This is a genomic window from Photobacterium sanguinicancri (assembly GCF_002265265.1).
Lineage (GTDB): Bacteria > Pseudomonadota > Gammaproteobacteria > Enterobacterales > Vibrionaceae > Photobacterium > Photobacterium sanguinicancri.
The window spans coordinates 1-698 of record NZ_NOIF01000411.1; the positions used below are offsets into that span (position 1 = coordinate 1).

Annotated in this window: 1 protein-coding gene; it reads right to left on the bottom strand. The window is 41.4% G+C overall.

The features are described 5' to 3' along the window. Positions 1 to 632 (bottom strand): hypothetical protein (locus ASV53_RS24340; RefSeq protein WP_094959026.1); only part of this gene is annotated, 632 nt, incomplete at its 3' end. Between the last annotated feature and the right edge of the window lie 66 nt (positions 633 to 698).

Genomic DNA, 698 nt, shown 5'->3' on the forward strand with positions numbered 1-698 from the left:
TAGTAATAAATAGTTTTATCTAATTGGTCGATTTTTAAGGTATTAGAGCCAGGAGAAAAATTGTTGAGTGTCGGCTTTTTATCAAGTTTGATAGATAAGCTTTGGGTTTGAGTCGGTTGGATCTCTTCATCACTCCAGCAATTCCTTTTTATTTCTTTATAGATGGCCTTGCCATTGGCGAGATTAAAATCGAATATCTCGTAGCAGCCAGGTATACCGTATTTGATTGTTGTACCAATTAGCGGCCACTCAGTGCCATTAAAGCGAAACCTATGAGTATAGTTCCACTTTTGCGCACTACCGCCAAAGTGCTTGATAACAATCGTACCACGTGAAATTTCAAGGCTTTCAAAAGGGTCACCAAGTAGCCCGCCTTGATCTGAACCTAAAATACCGCCTTCGCGGGTTTGCCATAAGAACCAGTTGTCGTATTCGTCCTGTTTAAAGATGAGAAGCGGGCGTACAGCGTTAGGTTGCCCAGGAACAACCACATTGAGTGCGACTACCTTTTCATCTTTGCCATCTTTATCTAAATCACCTATCGCTTCTGCGAGTACTCCAGAGACTGGCGTGAATCGATTGTCTTCAGAATGATCTTCTGGATCGTTCTTAGAGGCATATTGTAGTGGCATAGTGAATTTGGTCACTTAGTTAGAGGTGATATTATCACCTCATAAGTTAACAGGTGACATTATGAC